Raw genomic sequence first — 21,559 nt, forward strand, 5'->3', positions numbered from 1 at the left:
ACAATACATAATGTTTGCTACTTATTGAAAGAATTAAAATGCTACTTGCTTCGTGCTGAGCAATCTACAAAAATCCGCCGGTAATCGGTCTCAGTCTTTTTACATACATTATATTTGAATTCTGTAACCAGTCTTACCTCATGGATAAACCCGTTCACAAGCTTTTCCTCCTCGACGCGATGGCGTTGATCTACCGCGCACACTTCGCTTTTATCAAGGCGCCGAGGATAACTTCGAGAGGCTTGAATACCAGCGCCGTGTTTGGTTTTACAAATACGCTGCTGGAAGTTTTGCAAAAAGAAAAGCCAACACACATCGGCGTTGCCTTCGATACTGCTGCTCCTACCTTTCGCCACGTACAGTTTGAAGCGTACAAAGCGCAGCGCCAGGAACAGCCCGAAGATATTACCGTCGCAATTCCGCTCGTCAAAAGGTTGCTGCGCGCTATGTGCATTCCCATACTCGAACTTGACGGTTACGAGGCCGATGACATTATTGGTACCATTGCCAAGGAAGCTTCCAATGCCGGATTCGAGGTATACATGATGACGCCTGATAAGGATTACGGCCAGCTCGTAGAGCAGCATGTACATATTTACAAACCCGCGTTTTTGGGAAAAGGTGCCGAGGTACTCGGCGTAGATGAGATCCTGGCCCGCTGGCAGATCAAGCGGATCGACCAGGTGATTGATATCCTCGGACTCATGGGCGACGCGGTCGACAATATCCCGGGCGTTCCGGGTGTAGGTGAAAAAACAGCGCAGAAACTCATTGAAGAATATGGCACGATTGAAAACCTGATCACCCACGCCGACGAAATCAAAGGCAAGCTCGGCGAAAAGATCAGGGATAATTTTGATAAAGCGATCCTCAGCAAACAACTGGCTACGATCGACATTAAAGTGCCCGTACCGTTCGACGCCGAGGACCTGACCATTTGCCCGGCGAATGCGGATCAGATCGTCGAGCTGTTTGACGAACTTGAATTTAAGACATTAAAACAGCGTGTACTCGGTGTTGGTCAGCCAATACAAACAACGCAGGTATCCCGGCTGGCCGCCAAGCCACAAAAAGCCCAGCTCGACCTGTTTGGCAACCCGACGGAAGAAGTAGGCAAGCAGCCCGCGATCCTGAGCGAAAGCATCGCCGACGACGACGCGCCGGAACAAGCTTACGAAGACCTGCGAATTCCGACCACGCGACGAACGATCGACAATACATTTCACCGGTACCACACCGTGGATACGCCGGAACTCATGACGAGTCTGGCCTATTACCTGGGTTTGCAGGACGCTTTTTGCTTTGATACAGAAACCACTTCCCTCGACGCGATCGACGCTGAACTGGTGGGACTTTCTTTCTCTTACCTGGCTGGTGAAGCCTTTTATATTCCTGTCCCTGCCGATCGCGAGCAGGCGCAGAAAGTTGTGGAGTATTTCAGGGAAGTTTTTGAAAATGAATCCATTGAAAAGATCGGGCAGAACATTAAATATGATCTGCTGATCCTGAAAAATTATGGTATAGAAGTAAAAGGAAAACTGAGCGACACCATGCTCGCCCACTACATCCTGGAACCAGATAAAAGGCACGGAATGGATATCCTGGCAGCTTCCTACCTCAACTACGACCCGGTTTCGATTACTTCGCTGATCGGCAAGAAGGGCGTAAAGCAGGGTACTATGCGCGATGTCGCGATTCCGGAGATCACACAATATGCGGGTGAGGATGCCGATATTACTTTACAACTTAATACGATCTTCGCCAGGGAATTACCCAAGGTAGGCGCGGCGAAACTGTATTATGATGTGGAAATGCCACTTTTGAAAGTACTTGCTTCCATGGAGAATACGGGTGTGCGGCTGGATATTCATGCTTTGAAGGAAATGTCTGCCGTACTGGAAACGGACCTGCGCATTACCGAGTCTGAAATTTATGAAGCGGCCGGTCAGTCATTCAATATCAGCTCACCGAAGCAACTTGGAGAGGTTTTATTTGAGAAAATGAAACTGATCGAAAAGCCTAAAAAGACGAAGACAGGGCAATATGCGACAGGCGAAGATATTCTGTCAGATTTGGAAAGCAACCACTTAATAGCACGGAAAATTCTCGATTTCCGTGAACTGCAAAAACTGAAATCGACTTATGTAGATGCATTGCCGCTGCTGGTCAGCAAAAAGAGCGGCCGCATCCATACTTCTTACAATCAAGCAGTTGCGGCAACGGGAAGACTTAGTTCAACGAATCCTAACCTGCAAAATATTCCGATTCGCACACCCCGGGGGCGCGAGATCCGGAAAGCATTTGTGCCCGATAACGACGATTTCCAGATCCTTTCCGCCGATTATTCGCAGATCGAGCTGCGAATAATGGCCGCATTCAGCCAGGATGCAAGTATGACCGAAGCATTTAACCAGGGAAGGGATATTCACGCCACCACAGCCAGCAAGGTATTCAGCGTGCCGCTTGAAGAAGTTACTTCCGATATGCGGAGGAAATCTAAAATGGTGAATTTTGGTATCATCTACGGCATTTCCGCATTCGGGCTTGCGCAGCGGCTCGGTATTCCACGCGGCGAGGCAAGTGAGATTATCAGGGCTTATTTTGAAGAATTTCCTGCTGTGAAAGGTTACATGGACCGCGTTGTAAACGATGCACGCGAAAAGAAATATGTGGAGACGATTCTGGGCAGAAGACGGTACCTGCCTGATATTACCTCAGGAAACCAGACCAACCGGGGATATGCAGAACGAAACGCAATCAATGCGCCGATCCAGGGCTCGGCAGCAGATATGATCAAAGTGGCGATGATCAACATTCACGATTTTATGCAAAAGGAAAAGCTGAAATCGCGCATGATCCTGCAAGTGCATGATGAATTGGTATTCGACGTACACAGGGACGAGATCGACTTCCTGAAAGAGCGGGTGGATGATCTGATGCGGAATGCGATCCCGATGGCCGTTCGCATGGAAACGGGCATTGGCGTTGGGGCGAACTGGCTGGAAGCGCATTGATCTGCATTAAAACAAGAACGGAGCGATATTCTCGCTCCGTTCTTGTTTTATGACTTCTAACCCCGACTTACTTCGAAAGCCAGATCAGATCATTGATATCATCTTTTCCTGAGAACTGACTTTGAATTGCTGCTTTGTAATTCGTTTCGTTCGTAGTCCTTTCTGTCAGCGGATATTGCCACCTTACAGCGATCCTGCCTGAATTTCCCGTTCCGACGCCGGTCATGAACTTAGGAAATCCCGTCCTGCGGTAATTGAAATACGCTTCCATTCCCGAATTCATGAAAAACGCCAGGTATTTCTGCGTAACGATCTGTTCCAGACCAACTACCGAATTACCGGCATATTTAACAAGCGGCTGCGTGTAATACGCGTCGAAATCGAAATTAATGGTATAGTTGACGAAGTCTGTCGCTGCCCTGCCGCCCGTTTTGGAATAGGTCATCGTCAGCGCGCCCGTTTTTACACCATAAAATTCCTGCGAAGCTTTGATACCTTTTTTGTACCAATCTTCAGCACTGCCGGTTGCCCAGCCGCGGTTGATGCCCTCGGCGATATTAAAGCACATTTCGGGATAGCCGACGATGAATGTATTTTCACCGGTATAGTTGGAATAGTACCGCGACCGGCTTTGGAAAGAATACTCTCCCGGCGCAAACCCTGCCCCATTGTTCTTCCCGGCTTTGTTTGACATATCCGAAAGGTCCTCTCCCGAACTGGCTGCTACAAATGCTGTAAAATCCGAAGGCTGCTTGCCTGCTTTCAGCTGAGAACCCGCCGGCTCCGTCGTGACCATTACCCGCGGATCTTTGCGGGCAGTGAGCAAACCCACGTAAGTCTGAGCCATATTCTGTCTCGTTGCGTCGAAGCCGAAGTTGTCGGGATTGGAGGGATATTTGTTAAAATTATTAAACTTGAATTCGAGATTATCGGCCATTCCTTCCATTAAAGGGTATTTGGTCGGATTAGCGAGCATTTCTGAAAACCGGGCTTTTACATTCATTCCCGCTTCATTTTCCTTTTTGCTCAATCGGATCAATATGCGGAGTTTGAGACCGTTTACCACTTTTTGCCACTTTTTCAGGTCTTCTCCCAGGTAAAAATCACCCGTTACCTTCGTGTCGCCCGCTGCGATCAGCGCGGTCATATCTGCATTCGATTGATCAAGCCACGTCAGGATCTGCATGTACACATCCTTTTGCGAATCGTATTTGGGAGCTACCTCTTCCAGGCCGAGCAGTGCCTCGCTCATCGGTAGGTCACCGGCCCTTACCGACATCTGATCAAAGAAAAAGGCACGGAAAAACTTGCCTAACGCTGAATATACATTCACATCAGCTGCGCCGGCCCGTATAGCCTCTTCTTCCATCTTGATCACGTTTTTCAACGTAGGATAATGGTCTTCAAAGGCTGACCACTGGTATTCGTTATTTCCGTAGTAATTGTAATTGATCGCATAAAACTGGTTCCAGCGCATTTCGTCACTGAAAGGCGTACCCGTTTTACTGTACATATCCATTTCTATACCCTTCAAAACAAGCGAAGCAGGGGCAGTAACCGGACGGTTTGGATCTCTTTCCAGATCCTCAAAGCTCCGCTCGCAACCTGAGAGCATCAGGGCAAAAACAGTGCTGAATCCTATGAGTTTATAATTGAATTTCATTGTTTTCAAGATTTTTGATGACAGATTAAACTAAGCGGCTGATCAGAAAGTAAGGCTAACATTTACCCCGTAGCGGCGCACCGAAGGAGTTTGCAGGTCGGAGCTGCCGCCTGATACGAACTGGTTGAGGTCGATATCTTTTTTCTCAGCGAAATACAGCAGGTTACGGCCCACCAGGGACACTGACGCATTGCGGATGAACTTGCTTCTTGTCAGCCAGCTTTGTGGCAAAGTATAACCGATAACTACCTCGCGAAGCGTTCCGAAAGAGCGGCTCATCAGGTTGCCTTCGTCACTGTTGTAATAGCGGCTTACCCAATCCTGTACGTTCTGAGCGGTCGCATTTGGTTTGAAACGCAGCTCGGAAAGGTTTGTGATCTTGCCGTCAGCGTCGAAATTCAATGCAGTTCCGCCTTCTACCTGAACACCAGGACCTACGTACGTTTTGTTTTCTGTATTGTTCTTGAAAGCCTGGTAATCCGTTTCTCTCGAAGCGCCCAGCTGGCCTTGTACCAGCTCAATGTGGCGACCGCCGCGGAAAGTCTGCTTTTGAATGTAATTAGAGATCACACCACCGAAACGGCCATCAAACTGGAAGCTGAAATTGACGTTTTTGTAGTTGAATTTATTATTGATACCCAGTACAAACTTGGGATTCACATAGCCCAGAAATTGGTTGACAGGTGAATATACAGGCCGGCCGGAATCGTCATTAATGATTTGTCCGTCAGCAGTTTTAGCAAATGCGCGACCGTAGTATTTATCCATTCTGTCGCCCACTCGGAAGAAGGTATTCAATGCATCCTGACCAGGGTAAATCTCTGTCAAAACCTCCTTGAAAGTTGAGTAATTTGCTATTACTTCCCAGTTGAAACCATTTTCTGTTTTGATCGGAGAACCGGTAACTGACGCTTCCCAGCCTGTTTTCTTAGTTTCAATACCATTTACCAGCGCCGAGCTATATCCGCTTGTGCTTGATACCGGAAGCGCAAAAATGCGGGGACCGTCGTTCGATACGAAATAGGCTACGTCAAGTCCTAGTCTGTTTTTCATTACGCGGAGGTCCAAACCAACTTCCGTTTGAGACGAAGTGTTGGGAACAAGCGCCGGGTTGTTCAGCTGGTTGGTAAAGTAGGCCGCGGGTGTATTGTTGTAGGCAAATGGCGTTGAATAAACCGCCGCATTCTGGTAGGAAGGCCCGTCATAAGGCGAAAAATACTGATCACCATATTCAAGCGGATTGGAACCTGTTGGGTTGGTACCGATCGTCGACATTGTCAAACCATCCTTCACATTGGCATAAGAACCACGCAGTTTCAGAAAGGAAATCACTTCCGGCAGTGCTACGTAGTCCGAAATGACAGTCGATAAAGCCACTGAGGGATAGAAGAATGCATTGTTTCCTTTTGGAAGCGTGGAAAGCTTGTCCATCCGGCCCGTCGTCGAAACTGTGAAATAGTCTTTGTAAGTAAAATCCGCAGAATAATAAGCCGAAGCAACGCGCATTGCTGAATTGAAATTGGCACTCTTCACCGGGTTTGCCGAGTTATTGAAGTTGTACAATCCCGGTACGTTCAAATAGTCGGTTGATCCGTACGCAGCATTGTATTCGAAACTTCTGATATTCCCTCCTGCCCAGATCTTCGCATTCAACCCCGGCAAAACGTCTTTATCAAACTTAACGAGCACATCTGTATTATTTTCAAACAAATTCCGGCGGTCTTCCCGGTAATCGCCTCGCCTCTCGTCACGACCATAAGCGCCGGCCGAGTAAGGCATTTTTTCATTCCTGAACAAGCTCCATGTCGTGATCTGTGAGCGCAACGTAGCTTCCAGGAAGTCGGTAAATTGATAGGTCATCCCCACCTGGCCGATGATATCGGATTTCTGGTGACCTCTCAGCCACTCGTAGCTCATGAAATACGGGTTATTGTAACGCTGGTATTCGGCGTAGATCTGTTGCAGACCTTCTTTGCCCGGCTGCCAGTAATTGCGCATCTGATCCACATCCCAGTCGGCTCCGGCCCACAGTACGATGTTGTAAATGATCGAGTTAGGTCCGTAATTGACATCCGGGATATTCGGCGTATACTGACGGTTGTATTGCAGCGAGGAGTTGAATTTCAGTTTTTTCGAGAAATTATAGTCCGCTACCATATTGAAGTTCGTGATATTCAGCTTGGTATTCGGCACAATTCCCTTCTGATGCGTATGCGAGGTTGAAAAGCGAAGATTGTATTTATCGCCCGACGCTGACACGGAAATGTTGTTTGTCGAAAGCAAGCCCGGGCGCAGGAACCGCGATAGGTTGTCCTTTCCGCGCGCCACCCAGGGAGTTCCCTGGCGCTGACCTGTAACCGGATCCACCGGACTGTCGTATTGCGGGATAAGCTGTCCTTCAAATTTCGGCCCCCAGCCACCGTCATAATCTCCGTCGTTCAATCCACCGCCTTTTCCGTCACCAAATGCATAGCGGCCGTGGTCGCCCGGGCCGTACAGATCCTGTACTTTTGGAATAGCATAAAATCCGTTATCGACCATTGTGGAAGAATTGAAATCCACAGAAAAGCCCCTCTTATCCTTGGTACCTCGTTTTGTAGTGATGAGGATCGCACCATTTTTCCCGCGAAAACCGTATAATGCAGAAGCAGACGCACCTTTCAGAACTGAATAAGTATCAATATCATCAGGGCTCACATTCCAGGTGTCTGAATTCACCGGCACGCCGTCCACGACGAAAAGAACGTCTGAGTTTCCTCTCAGCTGAATGTTCGGCTTGCGCAGCAATTCAGCCTGAATACCAACCGTCAAACCGGCTACCTTACCTGCCAAAGCATTGATCGCATTGGGCTCGCGGGCTTTTACCACCGATGTTCCGTCTACGGTCTGAATAGCCACACCGATTCTCCTGACGTCCTTTTTGATACCCAAAGCAGTGATTACCACCTCGGTAAGCTGACGCTGGTCAGCCGCCATTGCAATGTCAATGTTACTACGTCCATCAACGCTAATTTCCTGAGACGCAAATCCTAAGAAAGAGAATGAAAGCTTTGGCGCATCGCCGCGCACTTCAATTTTGTAGTTCCCTTCCGAGTCGGTAATGGTACCGGTCGTAGTTCCTTTCAGCACAATGCTGACTCCGGGTACGGGCGTATTATCCTCTTTGGCGGTTACCTTTCCGGTAACTTCTGTCTGGGCGCTAACTACCTGGGACAGCAGCGAGAAAGCCAGCAGAAAAATGGCTTGCCTGCTCCGCCCAAGGAGCCCAAGCCGCAAGTGAGAGTAGAGTTGTTTAATCATCTGAGCAATCGTTTAGTTGTTTTATTTAGAAAAGATGGTGGTGCTGAGACCGATGTTTCCAAATACAAACTTCCGGCTTTGACGACTGATTTGTGTTAAGTATTTATTAACATACCATCAACAAATCAGGTATAGCAGCACAAGCCCCGTCCAGACTAAACCGCTCCCCAGTCAGTTCATTGACCAGCATCAGACTATTACAAAAGTTCAATGAGAGGCGCTGCTTGCAGCCAAATATTCAATGCAGTTAAACTTTCAGCAGGAACTAATTCGTCAAATATTCAACGATCCGTTACTTTTTGTGTAGTGCGACGTCTCAATGGTTATTGAGATCACCTAAAACCAAAAAATATGTTCACGAAAAGGGAACACCAGATCCTGTTGCTCATTGCAAAAGGGTACAATTCATCAGTGATCGGAGAGAAACTGTTCATCAGCACTGAAACGATCAGGAAACACCGCACAAACATTAGCAAGAAAATCAGGCGGCTGGAAACGGGAGATCTGAAACTCAACGTTTTCGCCATTCGGTACGCGATCGCGGCAGAAGATACCCCCTAAAAAATACTCCTTTTTGGGGTATTGTACGAGGACTAGAAGCCACCTAGCTTTGAGGCAAATTCTAACTAATCTATACACAATCATGAAAACACAAGCCCTGCGTACCGCACTAGCCACACTTTTATTGGCCGCCCTCTTCGTTGCCTGTGACAAAACCAGTGACCCGCCGAACAGCCCAGTATTTTTAAAAGATGCGCACCAGATCGCTCATGACACAAAAGGGTTTTACACGAAAGCCGCTGATGTAACTGTTAGTAAAGATTCTGAAAATGATCAGAAAAGACTTCATCTTGTTTTGAATTCCCGGAATTTAAAAGCCTACACGATCAACGTTTTTCTAAAAGATCAGGACTGGCAGGATGTTGATTTACAGTCAGGCTCGTATGAGCTGCTCTTCATGAAACACGCGCTGATCATGCGCGATCCTTTAACGAATAAGCAACATACCTTCAATGTTGAGAATCAGGATTTCCCTGCATTAAAAGGATCTTTGCCAAAAGGTTTTCTTGAAAATTCTGCTATATCCGCTATTGGGATAGCTGTGTACGGAGATCATAATAGCCATAAAACTGACGACGACCTCGTGCCCGTTGGCGGTGGTTGTAGTACTTCCGGCGGCACTGGTACGCAATCGTGCAGTAATGATTGTTGCAGCATTACCTGCCTATCGGGCTACTATGCAACTTGCGGTACAACCTGCAATTGCTCCAAGACTCCAAAAGGCCTATAATTCCAAAAGTGAACGCACGAGGGCCTGATCATTGATCACGCCCTCGTGATAAAAGGCTATTAGAATCTGAAAAAATAAATCCTAATATTTCCGGGTATATTAGAAAAAAAATTTGCGAACTTCGCTTTTTAATTGTAAACAATACACTTAATAAAGCCGATGCACCATTTTTTCCGGAAAGTGTCCCTCCTATTGCTCGCTTGTCCGGCAATAGTCTGGGGCCAATCAGGCAAGGGAAATTACTCGCCCCTACCCCTAAAAGACCTCTCTTCCTTCGAGAAAAGTACCCCTAACTGGACCATCCAGGGAAATATTGCAATTCATCCTGCCGGACTCACCAAAGTAAAAACGCAGTCTGGAGAGGGAGTTTTGGTTGGAAATCCCGGCGCAGCTATCGCCACAAAACTAAAAGCCAGCGACCTGCGCTTCTATGCAGAATTCAACTTATCCCCCGGCGCGGAAGGTTTTTTGATATTACCGGGCGGCCAGAAAGTACGAATCTCCGACAGCAGCAAGCTGAAAGGTGAAAGCACACTCACTTCGGGCTACGTAGGTCAGTTCCCGACCCAGAACGCAGCAAAAGCGCCGGGCCTCTGGCAGACCATCGAGCTGTCTTACGATGCATCCATTCCGACACTGCCCGGTTCAGCACGGTTGAATACCTTGTCGCTCAACGGTGTGACGGTATTGGAAACCATTTACCTACCAAGCTCCAAACCGGCCGCCGACGGCCAGCCGCTTGCGCTGGAAGTAACAAAAGGAACGATCGCATTCCGCAATATCGGTTACCAGTTACTTGCAAGCCGCAAACCGCTGACATTGACGGGGCTGAATTATAAAGTTTATTCCGACAAATGGGATAGCAAAGAGTACAGCAAACTGGACCACGAAGGCACGGGCACTACCCTCACACAGGAAGTAACCAACGGAATGCGCGAATTTCACCTGGTTTACGAAGGCGAAATGGACGTAGCAGAACCTGGCGACTACATTTTTACGACGATCTACTCAGGTCCCATGTTTGACCTCGACATTGATGGTAAAAGCATACTCGCTACCGGTGAAGCTACTTCGCAGGAAACCCACCAGGGCACGGCCAACCTGACGCAAGGAAAACATAAGTTTAAAATACATTATTCACGGTTTCCGTGGCGGCAGCCTGCTTTGGGATTGCGTGTTGAAAAAGCAGGCATTCGTCCGTACGATCTGCATACGCTTTCATCGCTTCCGGAACCGGAACCGAAACCATACATCAGCGTAAATCCTGATATGCGCCCGGAAATGGTACGCTCTTTCGTTTTGATCGACGGTGAAAAATCCAAACGCACACATTGTATATCGGTAGGAAGCGCTGACGGATGGAACTATACGATCGACCTCAACCGCGGCGCGCTGATCCAAGCCTGGAAAGGACAATTTGCTGACGTAACCGAAATGTGGTACGAGCGCGGCGAGCCGCAACTATTGTTCCCCGCTGGATTGAAAGTGCACGTTTCGGGCAGAAGCAGCCTTGCAGCCCTGGAAACAAACGCCACTGCCTGGCCGGATTCATCGAATATCAATTTCCTTGGCTACAATATCAATCCACAGGGCTACCCGGTTTTTCGCTACGCATTGGGCGCAGCTACTGTAACTGACCAGCTGGTTTCCGGCGGCAATACATTGTCGCGTACGTTTGAGGTGCAGGGAAAATCCGAGAAGCCGCTTTTTGCATTGCTGGCAAGTGGTAAGCAGGTCGTGGAGATCGAAAAAGGACTTTACCAGATCGACGATAAGTACTATGTGCAGACAGACAAGAAATCAAAGCCGCTGATCCGACCGGCTGGCGAGGTACAGGAGCTGATATTACCTGTATCAGCGACCACCAGCTATTCCATGTTTTGGTAAAATCAATCCAACCGCATTCTTTTTAAATGAAAAATATACTTTTAACAACACTGATTTCCTTGGGCTGTCTGAGCGCGTATTCGCAATCAAAGCCAAATAAGGAAGACGATTTTTACCGCATTGTGACAATACCCATTCCCGAAAACATTAAGATGGAAGTGGGCGGAATGCAGGTGCTCCCCGACGGTCGACTGGCGACTTCTACCCGCCGCGGGGAAGTCTGGATGATCGGAAATCCCTATTTGAAAGGCGATGGAAAACCTTCATTCCATAAGTTTGCGACCGGTCTTCACGAGCCGCTTGGATTGCTGTATCGGGGCAAAGATTTTCTGATTTCCCAACGCGGAGAAGTAACCCGACTGGCCGATACCGACAATGATGGAATAGCCGATGTGTACGATTCTTTCGCAAAATGGCCATTATCAGGTAATTATCACCAGTATTCCTACGGACCGGTCGCGATGCCGAACGGAGAACTTTTGGTAACCCTTAACCTCGACTGGGTAGGTCGCGGAGCCAGCGGTTCCAAATGGAGGGGCTGGATGCTAAAACTGGGTGAAGACGGAAAACTGACGCCTTATGCGACGGGACTTCGCTCGCCTTCTGGATTCGGTTCTTATAAAGGTGATATTTTTTATACTGAAAACCAGGGCGACTGGGTTGGCTCAGGCCGCATGACACACCTTGAAAAAGGCGATTTCGCAGGTAACCCGGCGGGATTGAAATGGGGCAAGGAAGAAGGTTCACCGGTTAAGATCACAGCTGCCGAAGTTCCTAATACCGGCGAGCCGCTTTATGATGTTGCCAAAAAAGTGCCAGGGATCAAGCCGCCGGCGGTTTGGTTTCCCCACACACTGGTCGGTATTTCGACTTCCGATTTCAAAGAAGATGTTACCAATGGCGCTTTTGGACCTTTTACCGGACAAATGTTCGTCGGCGATCAGGGTCATAGTATTATCACCCGTGTTGATCTGGAAAAAGTGAATGGTGTTTGGCAGGGAACCGTTTTTCCGTTCCGTGAAGGATTTATGTCAGGTATCCTGAGAATGGAATGGGGACTGGACGGTTCCATGTTCGTAGGTCAAACGAGCCGCGGCTGGTCTGCGACCGGTAAATCGGAGTTCGGAATTCAGCGACTCGTCTGGACCGGAAAAATGCCTTTTGAGATGAAAACGGTACGTTCTACGCCCGACGGTTTCGAAATCACATTCACCAGCCCGATCGACAAGGCGGCCGCGGCGAGCCAGGATGCGTATAAGCTCAACAGTTTTACTTACAAATACCATTCAACCTACGGAAGCCCGATTATCAACACGCAGGAAGTGCCGCTGAAAGGTATTATCGTGTCTGAGGACGGAATGCGCGTGAGGCTGGTCGTTGATCCTGCCACACTTCGGAAAGGGTATATTCATGAGATCAAGGCGGATGGTGTGAAAGGTGCGGACGGAAATGCATTGCTGCATACCACCGGATATTACACGCTTAACGAGATCCCGGCCGGAAATCCTGCCAGCAGCGCGCAGTTTACAACTACTGTAAAAGCTACTCCGGTTGACCACAGTGCACACAACATGTCAGCGACCGAAACCAATGCGACTAACACTGCTGCTTCGGCAAAAAGAGTAACTGAAATGCCCGCTAGCTGGACAAAAGGACCAGACCAGACGATCACGATCGGAACTGTGCCCGGCCTTAAATTCGACATTTCCGAAATACAGGTGAAGGCAGGTTCGCGCGTGCGCATTGTTTTTAACAACAATGATGATATGCTTCATAATCTGGTGATTACCAAGCCAGGAACTGCGAATGCAGTCGGCGAAGCAGGCCTTAACCTTGGTTTGAAAGGTTCGGAAATGAGTTATGTTCCGAAGACAAACGATGTCCTTTTTCACAGTAATATCGTGGAGCCGGAGAAGTCAGAATCCATCTTTTTTGTCGCGCCGAAACAGGCCGGCACCTACCAATACGTTTGCACCTTCCCCGGGCATTACACGATGATGCAGGGCAAAATGAAGGTTGTTAAATAACTCAAAAATCTTCCGCAGGGCCTGGTAATCAATCGGTTCTGCGGAAGTAATTACCTATTCTCTTTCCCGACGAATAAATAGGCTGAATGCAAGGAGAATAAAAGTTTGGCCTGCTTTGAGTAGCATAATTCTTTGAATAAATTATACAAACCCGACAAAAGTCAAAGATTTGAACAAAGAAGAAAGCAAATACTATCCTTCCGATGTAAGCATCCGGCTCTGGCAAAAATTCAAGGCCGGCGATTCGGATGCTATGGGGAAACTTGCTCAGATCCACTACCGCTCACTTTACAACTACGCTACCAAGTTCTCTTCAGACCCCGATTTCATACGGGATGCGATTCAGGAGCTTTATATGGATTTGTGGGAACGCAGAACGTTTCTGAACGAAACTGCTTTTGTGAAATCCTATTTGCTTAAAGCATTAAGGCACAGGCTAATCAAGGAAAGTATCCGCCTGAAACGGTTTCAGCAACCGGAATCTGCATTCTTCGATGGAAATGAATCCGATCCGTCCGTGGAAGTACACATTATCGAAGATGAAAATAACCGCCACCAGCAGGGACGGTTAAAACAGATCATTTCACTTCTCTCAAAAAGGCAGCAGGAAATCATTTACCTGCGCTTTTATCAAAACCTCGACCACGAAGATATTTCGAATGTAATGGGGCTTGGCCGGCGAAGCGTGGCCAATCTGCTCTATCGTACACTCAAAGAAATCAAGGAAATCTGGACTCCAGCAGCGTTTTTCTGGCTGGTTACATTAGGTTCATGGTTTTTTAGTATCGGTCTCTGATCGCCTTCACCGCCTTTTCTATCATTATTTCAAATTTTTTTTGATTTTTTTGGTTATAAACCGACGAAAAGCTGACATACCTATATAAAAGGCATTTTCCCGTCAGCCACTATGAAATCAATTTCTTCACGATGATTAATTACCGGTCATTTTCGGTGGAGGAACTTGCCACGGACGAAATGTTCCGCCGCTGGATCATGGATCCTACGCCGGAGATAGCGTTTTTCTGGAACCGGTGGACAGATGAAAACCCGGACAAGGTCGTGACCGTTAATCTCGCAAGGGAACTGGTGCTCTCGGTGCAGAGCATTTACAGCGACGACCTGACCGACGAAATGCTGCGGCGGGAAATCGAGGAGATCACCCGCATGGCAGAAGAAAGAAAACACCATCGTCGCCTGAATGCGTACCTGCCGGCAATCTGGAAAGCGGCTGCGGTGATCGTACTGATTGCAGGGCTGGGTGTTCTTTATTTTACCTCAAAACAAATTGAAAAAAAGCAGGTTACCAGTATTCCCACTATTGAAATACCCGCCCTCGAAGTGCGGACGAATGCCACAACGCACGAAGTAACGGTCTTGCTCAGTGACAATAGCGTGGCCACATTGGCAAAAGGAAGCAGTATAAGCTACCCGAAAAATTTCGCTCAAAATGAAAGGCGGGTTTACCTCAAAGGCGAGGCCTTTTTTGATGTGAGTAAAAATGAAAACCAGCCATTTCTGGTGTACACCAATGAAACTGTTACGAAAGTGCTTGGGACAAGCTTTCGGATAAAGGCTTTTGACGAAGATAATACGGTGCTGGTGGCTGTGAAAACGGGGCGGGTTTCGGTGTTTCCCAAGACCGAATATGAGCATACGGAGGAGAAACGCGGGCATGCCGGCGTAATCCTCAGTCCCAACGAGCAGGCCATTTTTAACAGGAAAGAAAACCGGCTGGAAAGAGGCAGTGTACAGCGTCCCGAAATTTTGGTGGAGTCGATCGTGCGGCGAACCCAGGTTTTTGATGATAAACCGGTCGCGGAAGTTTTTATTCTGCTTCAAAAAGAATACGGAATCCAGATCCAATACAATGCAGACTTGCTGGCGCAATGCAGGATCAGCGCGCAGTTTGACGATGAGACCCTGAAACAGCGGATGAACGCCATATGCCAGGCGATCGGAGCTACCTACGAAATGATGGATGGAGAGGTTGTGATCAGTTCGAGAGGTTGTAATTAAGCAATACCCAGATTCAATACCCCCGGTTTTTTCTACAAGATTATTTTTTAACAATAGTCCGCCTGTGCCTATGAGAATATAGCTATGCCATCTCATTTTTTCAATCCAGAACAAAACTTAAAAAAAGCATGAAAAAACACCGATACCAGATAAGGCTGCTTTACAGCGCTTTCAGAATGTCATTTTACCAATTAATAATTGCCTTCATCTTCGCCAACATTTCACTGGCCGGCCCGGTTGGCGCACAGGATATTCTGAATCAGCGCGTTACGATCCAGGTCGCAAACCAGGATATGAAGTCTGTACTAACCAAACTGAATAAGCTGACACAAGTAAAGTTCACCTACAATTCATCGCTGATCAGGACGCAGCCGAAGGTCACGATCAACGCATTCGAGAAACCACTTGCGCATGTACTGAACGAGCTATTCAAGCCAACTAATATCACTTATAAGATTGATGGAAAGCAGGTTGTGCTGATTAAAAACGGACCTGAGCCGGCTATTAATCTGATAGATATCCGAAATCCATCCTATATCGATCGGACGATCACAGGTAAGGTTATGGACGAAAAAGGCCAGCCGCTGCCGGGGGTGAGTATTGTGGTAAAAGGCTTAAAAACGGGCACTGCAACGAATACGGAGGGTAATTTCGAGATCAGCGTTCCGGATGCAGGCGGCGCGCTCGTTTTATCTTATGTCGGTTACACGGTGCAGGAAGTCGCGCTCAGCAGCCAGTCTGCTTACGAGGTGACGATGCAGCCGGACGTGCGGAACCTGGAAATGGTAGTCGTCACTGCCCTGGGTATTAAAAAGGATGCCAAAAAGCTGGGCTATTCCACCGCGACTATTGATACAGAGGAACTTACCACGAACAGAACGACTAATCTAGGAAACAGTTTGCAGGGAAAAGTAGCAGGTTTGAACGTTACTCCACCAGCCAGCGGCCCAGGCGGATCGACCAAAATCCGTATCCGCGGCCAGTCTTCATTTGGCGGCAACAACTCGCCTTTGATCATTGTAAATGGCGTTCCGATCAATAACAGCAGCGTTTCAGCCGGGGGCTCGAATGGGAATGGGACGGGTAACCCGACAGGCGGCTCTTCGGATGCAGGGGACGGGTTGCAAAGTATCAATCAGGATGATATTGAGTCGATGACAGTCCTGAAAGGTGCGGCTGCGGCGGCATTATATGGTTTTCGGGCGAAAGACGGGGCGATTATCATCACTACCAAAAGCGGAAGCCGGACTACCGGTATCGGTGTGGAGATCAATTCGAATTTCCAGGCGCAGGAAGCGCTCGATTTTACCGATTTTCAATACGAATATGGTCAGGGCGAATTTGGAAAACGGCCAACCAACGTTGCGGAAGCGCAAAGCTCGGGTGTTTTTGCTTTTGGTGAAAAATTCGATAATGCCCCTACCCCGCAGTTTGACGGCAGCACGCAGCCTTATTCTCCGCACAAAGACCGCATTAAAAAGTTTTACCGCACAGGTACCAGCTTCACCAATTCTGTTGCGCTTTCGGGTGGAAATGACAAGGGAAACTTCCGTTTGTCTTTCGCGAATACCGACGCGAATGCGATCATGCCTAATTCGGATTACCACAAAAGAATCTTTAACCTCGGTCTGAATTACAAATTCTCTAAAAAGCTTTCAGCGCAGGTAAACGCCAATTACTCAAACGAATACAACAAAAACCCGCCGCAGATCGGTATCCAGGACATGAACGCCAATACGACGATCTACACGTTGGCAACGAGTATCGATACCGATTGGCTTAAAAACCGGAAAGACGCAAACGGCAACGAAATGCCGCTGGCGCGATTTACCAACCGAAATAATCCCTACTGGGTTGCCTATGACCGTTTCGAGAATGTGCGCCGCGACCGGATTTTCGGAAATACATCGGTACGTTATGATTTTACAGACTGGCTTTTCGTTCAGGGCCGCGTTGGTCAGGATTATTATACCAGGCCGTATAACTACAACCGTCCAACCGGAACACGCTCTATCAGCGCTGTGACAACGGGTTTCAACGGATATTACTACCAGGATGTATCCACTTTCCGCGAACGCAACCTGGATGTTCTGATTGGTGCCAACCGCAGTTTTGGTGATTTTGGAATAGATATTACATTGGGTGGCAACCAGATGCTGCAGGTAAGTGACAACGTGTCCACAGCTGTTACAAACTTCTATGTTCGCGATCTCTATACCATTGCAAACGGACAGGTGAAGACCCCGAATTACGGGTACAGCAAAAAGAAAGTGAACTCGATTTACGGTGCAGCCGAAATCTCCTACAAAGGCTTTCTGTTTGTGAACGTGACCGGTAGAAATGATTGGTTCTCGACCTTAAACCCACAATCCAACAGCTATTTGTATCCATCTGTGAGCGGTAGCTTTGTATTCAGTCAGGCATTTGCAAATGCACCCAATTGGCTCAACTATGGTAAACTTCGCGCAGCTTACGCCGAAGTGGGTGGTGATACGGATCCCTATTCCAACAATCTCTATTACGGTATCAATGCAAATCCATTTAACGGAACTGCGTTGGGTAACCTGCCTTCGACCGTCAGCCCGAACGCGAACCTGAGACCACTGAAAGTAAAGGAAATAGAAGTCGGTCTTGAAATAAAAACCTTTGACAACCGCCTGAACCTTGACCTTTCCTTGTACCGGAAAAATACCGTAGATGAAATCCTCAACGTAGATATTTCTAATGCTTCCGGTTTCAGCCAGACCAAAGTGAACGTTGGTAAGCTGCGCAACCAGGGAGTTGAATTCTTACTGACCATCGTACCTGCCAGAACAGACGGATTTACATGGGAAACGAGTTTCAATGGAAGTTATAACATCAGCAAGGTAATCGAACTGGCGGCTGGACAGCCAAGATTTGATGTAGGCAGCGGGGAGTTTTTTGGAATCGTTTCGCATGAGGTTGGGAAACCGCTCGCTTCGCTGCGTGGATTCGACTACAAAAGAGATGATCAGGGCCGCATTATCACATCTGGCGGCTTGCCTCAGCAGGGAAACCTGACCACCTTCGGAAGCGCCATTCCAAAATGGGTCGGTGCGTGGGTGAACACATTCAATGTGAAAGGAATACGCATCGGCACGCAGATCGATTTCAAGGCTGGAAACAAAATCCTTTCCAATTCTAACCTGAACTTCCTTCGGGAAGGGTTGTCCAAACCTTCTCTGGTGGGTCGCGAAGGTGGCGTGTTGCTGGAAGGCGTGAAAGCAGACGGTTCACCGAATGACACGAGGGTGGAAGCAGAGCAATTCTATACCGCATACCGCAGTACCAACCTGGCTTCCCCTTTTGTATACAATGGTGCATTTGTTCGTTTCAGATCGATCTCACTCGGGTACGATCTTTCCCGCTTCGTCCGCGACAGATCCTTCATCAAGGGGTTGACGATTTCTGCAATGTGCAACAATGTTTGGCTGATCAAAAAATACATTGACAACCTTGATCCCGAAGCACAGGTATCCGCGTCCGATAATTTACAGGGAATCGAAACCCACACGCTCCCGACGACAAGGAGTTATGGGGTGAATTTGAATTTGAAGCTATAATAAAGGGGGGCCCGCGTAGGGAGGAAAGGGAGGAAGGAGGAAGGAGGAAAGGGATCATTCATTCAGTAAATCACTCATTCACTCACTCACTCACTCATTCACTCATTCACTCCCGTTCCACGGCGGATTCAATCATTCAATCATTCATCGCACCGGCGACCCGGTCATTCAACATTAGATATGAAAAGAACACTTATATACATTTCGGCGGTTTTGCTTTTGGCGGGGGCTAGTTCCTGCGACGAGGGTTTTGAAGATGTTAATAAAAATCCGGTACAGGCCACCAGCATTGATCCGATCTATCTTTTCTCCAATGCGGAGTTCTCTTCGGCCATTGCGACACAGCATTACCAGATGCAGATCGTCCAGCAGATCAATACGCCTTTTACGGGTGTGGTTGAAGGTGGAAACCACAATGTTGTGACGGATCCTAATTCCAATGCGAATTTCAATTCATTGTACCTGCAAAACGGCCCGGTGAATTTACTGACCACTGTGATTGCACAGACCAAAGACAATGTAGACCGGTCTAATCTGTATAACATGTCGCGGATCTGGAAGGCGTATGTATTTATGGTTTTGGTAGACACCTATGGCGATGTGCCTTATTTCGACGCTGGAAAAGCGTTTTTGGAAGGTATCTATTTGCCAAAATACGATGACCAGAAGCTGATTTACGATGATATCCTCAAAGAACTGGTTGAAGGAACCAAAGGATTGGACGCTTCCAAAGCGATAGAGAGCGGCGATCTGTTTTTCAAAGGTAATATCGCGCAATGGAAAAAGCTGGGCAATTCACTCTTGCTGCGCGCCGCCATGCGTTACTCAAAAATTGACCAGGCGAAAGCAAAACAATATGTTGCAGTTGCAGTAGACCCAGCCAACGGTGGTTTGCAAAGCTCCAATACCGACAATGCATTTATCGCATTTAACAGCACATTCAACCATCCGCTTGCCGGTTATTTCCAGGGAACAGAACGCGGCAACGTTTATATGGGCAAGGCGTTTATCGATTATCTGAAAACCACTGCTGATCCGCGCCTGAAAGTAATTGCTGTGAAGTATGAAGCTCCGGGAAATCCGCTCGCCACAGTGGGTGCCGAGGATACAAACCCAGCCAATCAGGAGGGAATGCCTTATGGGTATAACGAATCGACCATTACTGCTATCCCTGGATTTCCGGGCAAAATCGGTTCTGCTTTCAAGTATTCGCAGATCAATCGCAGAACAGTTGGGAAGATCGATGCGCCGGAATTTTTTATCACTTATTCCCAAACTTCTCTGCTCCTGGCAGAGGCTGTGCAACGCGGCTGGGCAACCGGCGATGTAAAAGCATTGTATGAAGCCGGTGTGAAAGCAAATATGGCGCAAATGACCACTTACGATGTATCTGCCACCATTTCCGAGGCAACTCAGACTGCCTACCTGGCTGCAAACCCGTTTGTTGCTGCAAAAGCGCTGGAACAGATCAATAACCAGTACTGGGTATCCTCCTTCCTGAACGGTTCCGAAGCCTGGGCGAACTTCCGCAGAAGCGGGTTCCCTGTGCTGCCTGTCAACAATTATCCGGGGAAAGATCCTTCTGTTAAAGATTTTATCAAAAGGCTGGTTTACCCGGTACGTGAAAGATCTGTGAACGAAGCCAACTATAAAGAAGCAATAGCAAGAATGGGCCCCGATGAACTCGGAACGCCTATTTTTTGGGACAAATAAACATTACTAACCCTTAATTTTTCATTTATGCTAAAACAGAATCTGCTGGCGGGAGCGCTTGTGCTGCTGGGATTCACCGCCACAGCACAATCGATCTCTCCCACACCCGATCAGATCAAAGCCTACACCGCCGCATGGAAAGGCGAACGAATGCCCGACGGTCGCCCGAAAGTTTCCGACGCGATCCTCGCCCGATTGAAAGACATTTCCATGGAAGAAGCCTGGGGTGTGTTGCGGAACAAAGGCTACCACAACCAATTCGAGGGCGACTGGCAGCTGATCCACACCGACAGTACCATGACCGGCCGGGTAGTAACCGCCCAGTATGTGCCCTCCCGCCCCGATTTACAGGATCTGGTCAAAGAAACGGGTAAAAAAGAGGGCCGCGTGCAAACCGGCGGTACCAACTCCTGGCCGATCGATGTATTGAAAGAAGGCGACGTGTACGTAGCCGACGGTTACGGGAAAGTCGCCGATGGTACCCTGATAGGAGACAATCTGGGCAACTCTATTTACGCCAAATCCAAGCGTGGGGTTGTGTTTTACGGGTCTGTACGCGATGTGGAAGGGTTAAGTGAAATCAAGGGTTTCAATGCGTGGATGAAAGGCCAGGACCCTTCTTATATCCAGCAAATGATGCTCGTCAATATCAATACTCCGATCCGCATCGGCCGGGCGATCGTGCTGCCGGGTGATGTAGTACTGGCCAAGAAGTATGGTACCATTTTCATCCCAGCCCATTTGGTTGAAGAACTCGTACTGACCTCGGAAGTAACCGCATTGCGTGACGAATTTGGTCACCTGCGCCTGCGTGAAGGCAAATACACGCCGGGAGAAATCGATACCAAATGGTCGGATGCGATTCAAAAAGATTTCCTTAACTGGGTAAACAACTACCCCGGCAAGCTGCCGATGACGAAGAAGGAATTAGATGATTATTTGAAGGAACGGAATTATTGAGGTCGGCGGGGATTAGTGGCTCATTTGTCGCCCAGAACTCCTCCGTTTGGCACCCTGAGCGTACCGGGCCGCCGGGAGGTCGAAGGGGCGTGTACAAAAGCGGC

At 48.2% G+C, this 21,559-nt stretch carries 12 protein-coding genes; 10 read left to right on the plus strand and 2 right to left on the minus strand.

The annotated features are described in order from the left end of the window. Positions 1-140: 140 nt before the first annotated feature. Positions 141-3,014 (plus strand): DNA polymerase I, encoded by a 2,874-nt coding sequence (gene polA, locus LZG94_RS10025; RefSeq protein WP_233791761.1) that lies wholly within the window; start codon positions 141-143, stop codon positions 3,012-3,014. Positions 3,015-3,081: 67 nt separating this feature from the next. Here polA and LZG94_RS10030 read toward each other — a convergent pair whose 3' ends face one another. Next, complete coding sequence (locus LZG94_RS10030; protein ID WP_233791762.1) at positions 3,082-4,677, minus strand: SusD/RagB family nutrient-binding outer membrane lipoprotein; 1,596 nt, start codon at positions 4,675-4,677, stop codon at positions 3,082-3,084. A 42-nt stretch (positions 4,678-4,719) separates the two neighbouring features. Next, positions 4,720-7,977 carry a SusC/RagA family TonB-linked outer membrane protein gene (locus LZG94_RS10035; RefSeq protein ID WP_233791763.1) on the minus strand — a complete coding sequence of 1,086 codons (3,258 nt, stop codon included), beginning with the start codon at positions 7,975-7,977 and terminating at the stop codon, positions 4,720-4,722. Between the two features lie 351 nt (positions 7,978-8,328). Between LZG94_RS10035 and LZG94_RS10040 the strand changes: the two genes are divergently transcribed. From LZG94_RS10040 to LZG94_RS10080, 9 genes are all read left to right on the plus strand, one after another. Next, entirely contained in the window at positions 8,329-8,538 is a 210-nt protein-coding gene (locus LZG94_RS10040) for a response regulator transcription factor (RefSeq protein WP_233791764.1), read from the plus strand. 82 nt (positions 8,539-8,620) lie between these two features. Continuing rightward, positions 8,621-9,268, plus strand: coding sequence for a hypothetical protein (locus LZG94_RS10045; RefSeq protein WP_233791765.1), 648 nt, complete (start codon positions 8,621-8,623; stop codon positions 9,266-9,268). A gap of 159 nt (positions 9,269-9,427) precedes the next feature. Further along, on the plus strand, positions 9,428-11,155 hold the full coding sequence (locus LZG94_RS10050; protein WP_233791766.1) for a family 16 glycoside hydrolase: 1,728 nt from the start codon (positions 9,428-9,430) through the stop codon (positions 11,153-11,155). Positions 11,156-11,181: 26 nt separating this feature from the next. After that, on the plus strand, positions 11,182-13,182 hold the full coding sequence (locus tag LZG94_RS10055; RefSeq protein ID WP_233791767.1) for a plastocyanin/azurin family copper-binding protein: 2,001 nt from the start codon (positions 11,182-11,184) through the stop codon (positions 13,180-13,182). 169 nt (positions 13,183-13,351) lie between these two features. Further along, entirely contained in the window at positions 13,352-13,978 is a 627-nt protein-coding gene (locus LZG94_RS10060) for an RNA polymerase sigma factor (protein ID WP_233791768.1), read from the plus strand. A 131-nt stretch (positions 13,979-14,109) separates the two neighbouring features. Next, positions 14,110-15,198, plus strand: coding sequence for a FecR family protein (locus LZG94_RS10065; RefSeq protein WP_233791769.1), 1,089 nt, complete (start codon positions 14,110-14,112; stop codon positions 15,196-15,198). A 128-nt stretch (positions 15,199-15,326) separates the two neighbouring features. Next, positions 15,327-18,782, plus strand: a complete 3,456-nt coding sequence (locus tag LZG94_RS10070) for a SusC/RagA family TonB-linked outer membrane protein (RefSeq protein ID WP_233791770.1) — start codon at positions 15,327-15,329, stop codon at positions 18,780-18,782. 180 nt (positions 18,783-18,962) lie between these two features. Next, positions 18,963-20,495: a SusD/RagB family nutrient-binding outer membrane lipoprotein gene (locus LZG94_RS10075; RefSeq protein WP_233791771.1), complete on the plus strand. Its 1,533-nt coding sequence runs from the start codon at positions 18,963-18,965 to the stop codon at positions 20,493-20,495. Between the two features lie 27 nt (positions 20,496-20,522). Further along, positions 20,523-21,455 carry an RraA family protein gene (locus LZG94_RS10080; protein ID WP_233791772.1) on the plus strand — a complete coding sequence of 311 codons (933 nt, stop codon included), beginning with the start codon at positions 20,523-20,525 and terminating at the stop codon, positions 21,453-21,455. Positions 21,456-21,559: the final 104 nt, after the last annotated feature.

The organism is Dyadobacter sp. CY343 (assembly GCF_021390335.1).
Classification (GTDB): Bacteria; Bacteroidota; Bacteroidia; order Cytophagales; family Spirosomataceae; genus Dyadobacter.

Coding starts and splice junctions, on each gene's coding strand:
- polA (WP_233791761.1), top strand. CDS start 141: ATGGATAAACCCGTTCACAAGCTTTTCCTCCTCGACGCGATGGCGTTG.
- LZG94_RS10030 (WP_233791762.1), bottom strand. CDS start 4,677: ATGAAATTCAATTATAAACTCATAGGATTCAGCACTGTTTTTGCCCTG.
- LZG94_RS10035 (WP_233791763.1), bottom strand. CDS start 7,977: ATGATTAAACAACTCTACTCTCACTTGCGGCTTGGGCTCCTTGGGCGG.
- LZG94_RS10040 (WP_233791764.1), top strand. CDS start 8,329: ATGTTCACGAAAAGGGAACACCAGATCCTGTTGCTCATTGCAAAAGGG.
- LZG94_RS10045 (WP_233791765.1), top strand. CDS start 8,621: ATGAAAACACAAGCCCTGCGTACCGCACTAGCCACACTTTTATTGGCC.
- LZG94_RS10050 (WP_233791766.1), top strand. CDS start 9,428: ATGCACCATTTTTTCCGGAAAGTGTCCCTCCTATTGCTCGCTTGTCCG.
- LZG94_RS10055 (WP_233791767.1), top strand. CDS start 11,182: ATGAAAAATATACTTTTAACAACACTGATTTCCTTGGGCTGTCTGAGC.
- LZG94_RS10065 (WP_233791769.1), top strand. CDS start 14,110: ATGATTAATTACCGGTCATTTTCGGTGGAGGAACTTGCCACGGACGAA.
- LZG94_RS10070 (WP_233791770.1), top strand. CDS start 15,327: ATGAAAAAACACCGATACCAGATAAGGCTGCTTTACAGCGCTTTCAGA.
- LZG94_RS10075 (WP_233791771.1), top strand. CDS start 18,963: ATGAAAAGAACACTTATATACATTTCGGCGGTTTTGCTTTTGGCGGGG.
- LZG94_RS10080 (WP_233791772.1), top strand. CDS start 20,523: ATGCTAAAACAGAATCTGCTGGCGGGAGCGCTTGTGCTGCTGGGATTC.